The 9,857-nt window shown below is 70.9% G+C and carries 6 protein-coding genes; 3 read left to right on the top strand and 3 right to left on the bottom strand.

The features are described from left to right. The coding region (locus IG99_RS39600) for a non-ribosomal peptide synthetase (protein ID WP_037683103.1) at window positions 1-2,800 on the top strand (2,800 nt) is incomplete at its 5' end. Window positions 2,801-2,859: 59 nt separating this feature from the next. Here IG99_RS39600 and IG99_RS39595 read toward each other — a convergent pair. The 3 genes from IG99_RS39595 to IG99_RS39585 form a co-directional block, all read right to left on the bottom strand. Continuing rightward, the gene (locus IG99_RS39595; protein ID WP_037683102.1) at window positions 2,860-4,068 is read right to left on the bottom strand and encodes a cytochrome P450; all 1,209 of its coding nucleotides are present in this window, start codon (window positions 4,066-4,068) and stop codon (window positions 2,860-2,862) included. Between the two features lie 252 nt (window positions 4,069-4,320). Continuing rightward, the gene (locus IG99_RS39590; RefSeq protein WP_037683100.1) at window positions 4,321-4,530 is read right to left on the bottom strand and encodes a ferredoxin; all 210 of its coding nucleotides are present in this window, start codon (window positions 4,528-4,530) and stop codon (window positions 4,321-4,323) included. A 3-nt stretch (window positions 4,531-4,533) separates the two neighbouring features. Beyond that, complete coding sequence (locus IG99_RS39585) at window positions 4,534-5,742, bottom strand: cytochrome P450 (RefSeq protein WP_037683098.1); 1,209 nt, start codon at window positions 5,740-5,742, stop codon at window positions 4,534-4,536. A gap of 415 nt (window positions 5,743-6,157) precedes the next feature. On the opposite strand from IG99_RS39585, the gene ddaH reads away from it, so the two are divergent. Then, window positions 6,158-6,997, top strand: coding sequence for a dimethylargininase (gene ddaH, locus IG99_RS39580; RefSeq protein WP_394298076.1), 840 nt, complete (start codon window positions 6,158-6,160; stop codon window positions 6,995-6,997). A gap of 146 nt (window positions 6,998-7,143) precedes the next feature. After that, window positions 7,144-9,846 (top strand): non-ribosomal peptide synthetase, encoded by a 2,703-nt coding sequence (locus tag IG99_RS39575; RefSeq protein ID WP_051866515.1) that lies wholly within the window; start codon window positions 7,144-7,146, stop codon window positions 9,844-9,846. Window positions 9,847-9,857 lie beyond the last annotated feature (11 nt).

Raw genomic sequence — 9,857 nt, 5'->3', positions numbered from 1 at the left:
GCTCTTCGACACCCTGGTCGTCTTCGAGTCCTACCCGATGGACCAGTCCGGCCTGACCGAGGCCGGCACCCGGGCCGGAATCACCTGCACCGGCATACGCCCCTACGCCGGCAGCACGCACTACCCGCTGGCGGTGATAGCCATGGCGACCTCCCAGCTCCAGCTGTCGCTGGAATACCGGCAGGACGTGTTCGAGCGCGACGCCGTGGCCGGGATCGGCGACCGGATGCTGCGTATCCTGCGGGAACTCGTTGCCGATCCCGGCCGCAGGGTCAGCGCGATCGACACGCTCGAACCGGCCGACCGCGCGTGGCTGCGGGCGTTCAACGACACCGCGGCCGCGGTCCCCGACGTGACGGTTCCGCAGCTGATCGAGCGGCAGGCCGCGGCGAGTCCCGACTCCGTCGCGGTGCGGTGCGGCGACGTCGCCTGGACGTACCGGGAGCTGAACAGCAGGGCCGACCGTGTGGCATGCGCGCTGGCGCGACACGGAGTCGGGCCGGAGTCCCTCGTCGGTCTCGCGCTGCCCCGGACCGCGGACCTGCTCGCCGCCATGCTGGGGATCCTCAAGGCCGGCGCGGCCTACCTGCCGATCGACCCCAAGTACTCCAGCGACCGTCTGGTGTTCATGCTGGACGACGCCCGCCCGGTGCTCGTCCTCACCGACCGGGCGACCGCGCCCGAGCTGCCCATGACGCACGGCGCGCGGCTCCATCTGGAGGACATCGACCTGCACGGGGAGGCGGACCTCTCCGTGCTGCCGAAGGCGCTGCGGCCGGACAACCTGGCGTACGTGATGTACACCTCGGGGTCCACGGGCACGCCGAAGGGCGCGGCGCTCACCCATGCGAACGTGGTCAACCCGGTGACGCGGCTGGCGGAGATCCTCGGATCCGGACCCGAGTCGCGCATGCTGGGCGCCGCGTCGATCAACTTCGACATCTCGGTGTTCGAGTACTTCCTCACCCTGAGCACCGGCGGATGCGTCGAGATGGTCCGGGACGTCCTGGTTCTCGGCACGGGCGGCGACTGGGAGGGGCGCGTGGTGCACACCGTTCCCTCGGCGCTGGGCGAGCTGCTCGACCGGCGCACCGACGAGCTGCGCCTGGACACGGTGGTGCTGGCCGGGGAGGCCTTCCCCACGGCGCTGCTGCACAAGATCCGTGCCGCCATGCCCGGAGTGCGCGTCATCAACGGCTACGGGCAGACCGAGGACTTCTACGCCATGACGTTCGACGTCCCCGACGACTGGGACGGCGAGGGCGGCATGCCCATCGGGACGCCGCTGAGCAACATGCGTGTGTATGTCCTGGACGGTGCTCTGAACCCGGTCCCGGCGGGCGCGGTGGGCGAACTGTACGTCGCGGGCCGGGTCGGCCGCGGCTACTACGGCCGCCCCGGACTGACCGCGGAACGCTTCGTCGCCGATCCGTACGGGCCGCCCGGTGACCGGATGTACCGCACCGGTGACCTGGCCCGGCGCACCCCCGACGGCCACCTCGAGTTCGCCGGCCGCAACGACTCCCAGGTGAAGGTGCGGGGCTTCCGCGTCGAGCCCCGGGAGATCGAGGCCGCGCTCGCGGAGCACCCGGCGGTGGAGCGGGCGGTTGTGATCGCCCGCGACGGCCGGGGCTCCAGCAAGCAACTCGTCGCGTACGCGGTCCTCGCAGGCGACGACACCCTGACCGTGAGCGAGCTGCGCGGACACGTGGCGCAGCGGCTGCCGGAATACATGGTCCCCGCCGCGATCGTGCCGATGGACCGGCTGCCGCTGACACCGAACGGGAAACTCGACCGGGCGGCGCTGCCCGAGCCCGAGTTCACCGGCGAGGCCTACCGGGCACCGCGCACGGCGCACGAGGGGCGCGTCGCCGCACTGTTCGCCGAGGTGCTCGGCCTGGACCGGGTGGGCATCGACGACAACTTCTTCACGCTCGGCGGGCATTCGCTGCTGGCGACGCAGCTCATCGGCCGGATCGACGCGGCCTTCGGCATCGCGTTGCCGATCCGGGTGGTGTTCGAGCGGCCCACCGTCGCCGAGCTCGCCGACCGGCTGCGTCCCGGCGCCGGCTCGCAGGTCGAGGACCCCTTCGCGCGGTTGCTGACGATCCGGTCAGGAGGCGGCGGGGAGCCGCTCTGGTTCGTCCAGCCCGGCTTCGGGCTCGGCTGGTCGTACCTCAACTTCGCACCGCACGTGCGGGACCGGCCGGTGTACGCCTTCCAGGCTCCGGCCTTCAGCGGGGCGCCGTCGCCCGCGTCCATGGAGCAGTTCGTCGACGGCTGCCTGCGGCAGATCCAGGAGATCCAGCCCGAGGGGCCCTACCACCTGCTCGGCTGGTCCTTCGGCGGTACGGCCGCGCACGCCATGGCCGCCGAACTGGAGCGGCGTGGCCACGAGGTGGGGCTGCTGGGACTGCTGGACTGTGCGCCCAGCACCTACTTCCACGAGGCCGAGGTGCCTCCGCAGCAGGATGTCGAGGGCGTGCTGAGCGACTACGTCGGCGACATGGTCGGCCCGGACGGCGTACGCGCGGTGGTGCGGACGGCGGCGGTCGCCTGGACCAACCACATGCGGCTCCTGCGGGACTTCACCTCGCCCACGTACTCGGGCGACGCGCTGTTCTTCCGGGCCACACTGAGCACGGACGGCAGGTACGCCGGGGACGACGGGCACTGGAGGCAGCACATCACGGGGAACATCGAGGTGTACGACATCGAGGCCGACCACGCGTCCCTGTGCGACTCGGCGCCCGCGGCGCGGATCGGCACCATCGTCAACCGGCACCTCGGCACGCGATGAACGGAACGCGCTACCGGAGGCACACTGCCTCCGGTAGCGCGTTCGGGACGGGTCGCCGGCTACCAGGTGACGGGGAGTTCGACGAGACCGAAGACGCCCTCGTCGTCACTCTTGTACCTCAACTCCTCGAGCGGGACGGCCGGCTCCATCTCCGGGATACGGGCGCACAGCGAGTCGAAGACGATCTGGAACTCCAGACGCGCCAGGCTCTGCCCGAGGCACTGGTGCGGACCGAACCCGAAGGCCAGGTGGCTGCGAGCCGGGCGGTCGATGTCGAAGACGTCCGGCTCGGGAAACGCCTCGGGATCGTGGTTGGCCGCGTTGGTCAGCGCCACCAGACCCTCTCCCGCACGGATCAGCTTGCCGCCCACCTCGACGTCCTCGGTCGCCACGCGGGTCATCGTCAGTTCGGCGATGGTGAAGTAGCGCAGCATCTCCTCCACCAACTGCGGGGTCAGCGACGGGTCCGCGGTGATCCGCGCGCGCTCCTTGGGGTGCCGCAGCAGCATCATCGCGCCGAGCGAGATCATGCTGGCCATGTTCTCGGAGCCGCCGATGAACAGCAGCAGCGCCAGGCCCGTCAGCCACGAGCGGTCGTAGTCGCCGCTCTCCTTGTTCTTGGCGATCTGCCTGCTGAGCAGATCGTCGCCCGGATCGCTCTCCTTCTTCTCGATCAGGTCCAGCAAGTAGCCGCTGAGCGCGCCGAACGCCTCGTCCCGCTCGGACTCCGAGGTCAGGCCGCTGATCAGCAGGGAGTTCGTGGACAGAAACCACTGGTGGTCGGCGCGCGGGATCCCGAGCTGCTCGAACATCACCAGCGCCGGCACGGGAACGGCGAACTCCGCCACCAAATCGACCGGCCGCGGGCCCCGCACGATCGCGTCGAGCCGCTCGTCGACGATGCGCTGGACCCGGGGCCGTAGGTCCCGGGTCCGTTTCGCGGTGTACTCGCTGATCACCCTGCGGCGGGCTTCGTTGTGCGTGGGGGGATCCATGTGGATCAGCAGCTGGATCGGTTGTTCACTGGGCCTCTCCGGGGTGAAGAACGGATATCCCGGCAGCCTGACGTCCGAACTGAACCGGGGATCGGCGAGTATCGCGCGGATGTCCGCGTAGCGGGTCAGGACCCAGGCCTCGTCCTTGTTCGGCAGCCGGAAGCGGGAGACCGGCTCCTTCTCCCGCAACTCGGCGTACTGCGCGGGCGGGGAGAAGGGGCAGGTGCGCGGGATGGGCAGTGTCCTGTCGTCCGGCACGGCGCGTTCGGTCATGGTGCGTGCTCCATTCATGTGTGGTGACGCCGCGGGGCGAGCCCTTCCGGGCCGAGCCGACGCGATGCGGCGCCGGCACGCGCGGGGGGGGTGGGCCGGGATCCGACCCCGAAGTGCCGGGAGGGCGGCACGGCGCCGCTGGATGGCGTGCGCGGGTGACGCGGCCGGCGCCGGTGCCACCCGTGCGGCCGGGCTCCGAACGCTGTCAGAATCCGGCAGGCGACCGCGTCGCCCGGACTTCGCGGTGCGTCATCACGGGCCGTCGCCCGGGACGAGGGTGATCGCGCCCATCGGGCACAGGTGAGCCGCCTGCCTGACCGCCGTCCCGGCGGCCCGGCGTGGCGGCACGGGGTCGAGCAGCAGCACCTTCCCGTCCTCGTCGTCCTGGTCGAACACATCGGGAGCGGTCAGCACACACATGCCGGCACCGATACAACGCTCCCGGTCCACGACGAGCTCCATCGGCTACGTCCGGTCCCAGGCGACGGGGAGGCGGTCCACGCCGAAGACGTCCGAGTTGAACCTGAGCGGCACGTCCTCGGGCGCGATGTCCATGCGCAGGGTCGGGAACCGGTTGAACAGCGCGGGAAGGGCGACCCGCATCTCGACGCGCGCCAGGTCCTTGCCCATGCACAGATGGACGCCGCGGCCGAAGGCCACATGCCCCGCGGCCTGCCGCTGCAGGTCGAGGATGTCCGGGTCGGGGAACTTCTTCGGGTCCCGGTTCGCCGCCTGGTTCGACAGCGCGATGCTCTCGCCCGCCTTGATCAGCTGACCGCCGAGTTCGACGTCCTCCAGCGCCGCCCGCGCACCCGTGTGCGTGATGGTCAGATAGCGCAGCAGCTCCTCGACGGCCGGGTCGATGAGGTCCGGGTCGGACCGGAAGGCGGCGAGCTGGCCGGGATTGCGCAGCAGCACCCACGTACCCAGGGCGATCATGTTGGCGGTGGTCTCGAAACCCGCGCCCAGCATCAACGCCGCGATGTTGGCGATCTCCTCGTCCGTGAGGTCGGTGGCCGTGAGCTCGCTCATCAGGTCGTCACCCGGCTTGGTGCGCTTGGCCACCACCAGCTCGGTCAGGTACTCCTGAATGGCGACGAGACAGGCCCACTGCTCCTCCGTCGGGAGGTCGTTGTTGTTCACGCCTATCGCATTGCTCTGGAACGACTCGCGGTCGGAGTAGGGAACGCCGAGCAGCTCGCAGATCACCAGAGCGGGGATGGGCAGTGCGTACGCCTCCACCAGGTCCACCGGCGGGCCGTGCTCCTCCATGGCGTCCAGGTACTCGTCCGCGATCTCCTGGATCCGCCCGGACAGCCGCATCATCTGGCGGCTGCTGAACCGGGGCTTGAGCAGGCTGCGGTAGCGGGCCGACTGGGGAAGGTCCATCCCGCCGAACATCCCGGGCGGGGCAGGCGGCAGCATCCCCTTGGTGCCCGCTCCGGGCAGCGGGGAGTGGATGAGCTCGAACCTCGCGCTGAAGCGGTTGTCCTCCAGTACGGCGCGGACGAGTTCGTGACTGGTCACCAGCCAGCCGGTGTGTCCGTCGGGGAAGACCATCCGCACGACGGGCTCTTCCTCGCGTAGCTTCGCCAGTTCCTGGGGCGGATCGAAGGGGCAGCCCGCGGGGCGTGTCACGGGCAGTCCCGGCAGTTCACTGACAGGGCGGGACATGGGTTTCCTTTCTTCGGATGTGCGCAGCGCACCGTACGGAACGGGACCGGCTCGCCCGCCCGCGTCGACGGGCGGCACAGTGGCAGGTACGAACGTCCGGATCGTCGTCACCAGAGGAAATGGAACCGGTGCGCAGACTGCCGAGGCTTCTGCGGGCGTCCGGAACACTTGGCGAATTCGAGTGCGTCCCGCTGAACGCTACAGGCAGCTACGGCCAATTGCTATCGTCTTCCCGACGCTGCGCCGCTATGGGAATATCGGCTGTCCCGTCGACGGGACAATGGCAGCGTGCCCCGGACCGGATCCGGTCCGCAGTCCCCCCCCCCGCGCCAGTTCCCGCTTGTGTGCACGCAGCGTTTCGGCACGCTGATTCCCGCCATTCCGGAACAACTTCGAGCGCAAAGGACTCAAGCCATTGCAGCAAAACACGGAGCGACGTCCGGCTCGCAACAAGGTGGCCACGCGGCGGCGTTACCTCATGTGCCGCCCGACGTATTTCGACGTCACCTATTCGATCAACGTCTGGATGGACCCCGCCCGGCCCACGTCCGCCGAGCTCGGTCAGGAGCAGTGGAAGCGGCTGCACGACACCTTCAGCACGCTCGGCCACGACGTGGAACTGATCGAACCGACGCCGGGCCTGCCCGACATGGTCTTCTCGGCGAACGGTGCGATGGTCGTGGACGGCAGGGCGCTCGTCGCCAGGTTCCGCAACCAGGAGCGGGTCGACGAGTCGGCGGCGTACCTCGACTGGTTCCGCGGCGCCGGCTGGTCCGAGGTGCGCCAGGCCGAGTACATCAACGAGGGCGAGGGCGATTTCCTCTTCACCGGCACGGAGATCCTGGCCGGCAGCGGTTTTCGCAGCGACCCGAGGGCCCACCGCGAAGTGCAGGAGTTCTTCGGCCGCCCCGTGGTGTCCCTGACGCTCGTCGACCCGCGGTTCTACCACCTCGACACGGCTCTCGCCGTGCTCGGTCACGGCGAAATCATGTACTATCCGGACGCGTTTTCCGCGGAAAGCCGGGCCATTCTTTCCGCGCGATTCCCTGACGCCGTTCTGGCCGATGAAGCGGACGCCGTCGTCTTCGGCCTCAACGCGGTGTCCGACGGAAAGAACGTGATACTGCCGCAGCAGGCCGTCGGGCTCGCCGGGCGTCTGCGCGACCGCGGCTACGCCCCGGTCGGCGCCGACCTGACCGAGCTCCTCAAGGCCGGCGGAAGCGTCAAGTGCTGCACCCTCGAACTGCGGGAGTGAAAGCCCTCAGCGGACCGCGGAAGCCGGGACGGGCCGGGGCCGAACGCTCGCTCCCGGGCGTCCCGTCGGCGGGACAGCAGCCCCGTTCCGCTGCCGCACGGCTCGGCCAGGCCCTCGACCGCCGGAGCGAGAAGGAGTAGCCACGCATGATCCCGTTGCCGCCCGTACGGCGCCCCGCGGAGCCGGTCCATCGGCAGGACGAGCCGTCGACGGACAGCACCACCTGGGCATGGCGGATGACCGGGCCCCTCGACAGGGCGGCCCTCGCGGCGGCGATCGGGGACGCGGTGGCGCGCCACCACGGTCCGCGCACCGGGCCGGCGGCCGGGTTCCCGCTCGACGTGCCGGTGCGCGAACTGGTGGAGCGGGACGTGCCGCGCGCGCTACGGGACGCGGCACAGCACCGCTTCGGCGCGGCGGATGACATCCCGGTCCGGGCGCAGGTGCTGGCGTGTGCGCCCGGCGTGCACGTACTGGTTCTGGTGCTGCGCCCCGGCTCGGCGGACGGGGAACTCCTCGAGCCCCTGGTACGCGACCTGCCGATCGCGTACACCGCGCGGCGCGACGGCGCCCTGCCGGACTGGCCCGACCGCGCCCCGCCGCCCGCCGACGCCGTGCCCCAGCCGGCCGCACCCCACCTCCGCGACACGGTGCACTTCCCCCTCCGGCCCGAACTCCTCGACGGAGCCGCCGCGTTGGCGAAGGACCGGCACGCGACCACCGCCATGGTCCTGCGCACGGCACTCGCCGTGCTCTGGCACCACCTGGGGGGCGGCACTGACACACCGACCGCTTCACTGAGCACGGCCAGTGACCGAGCCGGGGCAGCGGGCTCGGACGACCCGTACGTCACCATCCGGCTGGGGCGCGCGGATCTGTCGGCCAACCCGCCGTTCGGCATCCTCCTCGACGCCGTACGGGACCGGGACCCCGACGCCCGGGAAGAGGCCCTCGACGCATCCGGCCCGCACCGCTCCCTTCCCCTTCCGCTGCCTCCGACGGCACTCGCACGCCGCCACCGCACCACGCCACTCCTCGACCTGCCCGGCCTGACCGTGACCGAGGAGCCGGCCGGCACGCCCGCAGCGAGAGACGAGCCGATCCTCGCCGTCATGGTGGCCACCGGCGCGGGCGGCCGGGAGCCGGTCGGCGCGATCGAGTACGCATCCGACCTGTTCGAGCGGACGGCGGTGGAGAGACTCGCCGGCCGGTTCGTCCGGGTACTGGAACAGCTGGTGGCGGACCCCGGTCTGCGGTTGGCAGAGGTCGACGTCCTGGACGCGGCCGAGCGGTACCGGCTGCTGGAGGAACTGGTCGACACGGCGGTCCCCACGCCCCGGCTGACCATCCCGCAACTGGTGGAGCGCCAGGTCCTCGCCACACCGGACGCGGTGGCGGTCGTGTCCGGCGGCCGGTCGCTGACCTACCGGGATCTGAATGCCAGGGCCGACCGGCTGGCAGCCGCGCTGATCCGGGACGGACTCGGCCCGGAAGCGCTGGTGGGCCTGGCGCTGCCCCGCTCGGCCGACCTCGTGGTGGCACTGCTGGGGATCCTCAAGTCCGGTGCCGGATATGTGCCGATCGACCCCCGCTACCCCAGCCGGCGGCTGGACTTCCTGCTCTCCGATGCCGCACCCGGCCTCATCCTCACGGACGCCTCGACCGCCACGACGCTGCCCGCTCACGGCGTCCCCTGCCACTACCTGGAGTCCTTCGACCTCGACAGCGTCGCACCGGACCCCGACGGCGATCCGGCACGGCCTCCGCTGCACCCGGAGAACCTGGCGTACCTGATGTACACATCGGGCTCCACGGGCACGCCCAAAGGCGTTGCAATCACCCACGCCAACGTGGTCAACGGCGTCTGCCGGCTGGCCATGACCGCCGGCCTGCGACCGGGGGGACGCCTGCTGGCGGGGACTTCCATCAACTTCGACGTGTCGGTCTTCGAGGTGTTCGCCGCGCTGAGCACCGGCGCAACCGTCGAGGTGGTCCGCGACATTCTCGTCCTCGCGGAACGCGGCGGATGGAGCGGCAGCGTCGTCCACACCGTCCCCTCGATGCTCGCCGAGATGCTGGAGAGGATCACCGAGCGGGTCGGCGTGGAGGTGCTGATGTTCGCCGGTGAGCCGCTGCCGGCCGCGCTGGTGCAGCAGGTGCACGCGACGATGCCCGGCACGCAAGTGGTCAACGCCTACGGGCAGACGGAGAGCTTCTACGCCACGACGTACGTCGTCCCCCGCGAGCGCCCCGCCGCCGGCAGCGTGCCGATCGGCCGCCCGCTCGGCAACATGCGCGCCTACGTGCTCGGCCCCGGCCTCGCCCCGGTGCCACCCGGCGTCACCGGGGAGCTGTACGTGGCGGGTTCGATCGGCCGCGGCTACCACGCCAGGCCCGACCTGACCGCCGAACGGTTCGTCGCCGACCCGTTCGGCCTGCCGGGGGAGCGCATGTACCGCACGGGCGACCTGGCCCGCTGGAACGCGGACGGGCAACTGGAGCACCTCGGGCGTGCCGACACCCAGATGAAAATCCGAGGGATCCGCATCGAGCCCGCCGAGATCGAAGCCGTACTGACCGACCACCCCGGCGTCGCCCAAGCCGTGGTGACCCTCAGTCGAGGACGCGGCTCGGGCGGCGGCAGCCTCGTCGCCCATCTCGTACCCGCCGCACCGGACCCGGAAGAACCCGGAGGGGGTCTCGATCCGAGGCGACTGCGCCGGTTCGTCGCCGGCCGGCTCCCCGCCTTCATGGTCCCCTCCGCCTTCGTCGTCCTCGACCGCCTCCCGCTCGGCCCCAACGGCAAGCTCGACCGGCGAGGACTGCCCGAACCCCGTCAGAGCCGCTGAGCCCCGAAGTG

The sequence above is a fragment of the Streptomyces griseus subsp. griseus genome (genome assembly GCF_000720255.1).
Classification (GTDB): domain Bacteria; phylum Actinomycetota; class Actinomycetes; order Streptomycetales; family Streptomycetaceae; genus Streptomyces; species Streptomyces griseus_I.
Note: the sequence above shows the minus strand (reverse complement) of the source record. Positions and strands in the feature narration are given on the sequence as shown.

Excerpts from the sequence above, each read along its gene's own strand:
- IG99_RS39590 (WP_037683100.1), bottom strand. The coding sequence starts at position 4,530 with ATGGAGCTCGTCGTGGACCGGGAGCGTTGTATCGGTGCCGGCATGTGT.
- IG99_RS39585 (WP_037683098.1), bottom strand. The coding sequence starts at position 5,742 with ATGTCCCGCCCTGTCAGTGAACTGCCGGGACTGCCCGTGACACGCCCC.
- IG99_RS39595 (WP_037683102.1), bottom strand. The coding sequence starts at position 4,068 with ATGACCGAACGCGCCGTGCCGGACGACAGGACACTGCCCATCCCGCGC.
- IG99_RS39575 (WP_051866515.1), top strand. The coding sequence starts at position 7,144 with ATGATCCCGTTGCCGCCCGTACGGCGCCCCGCGGAGCCGGTCCATCGG.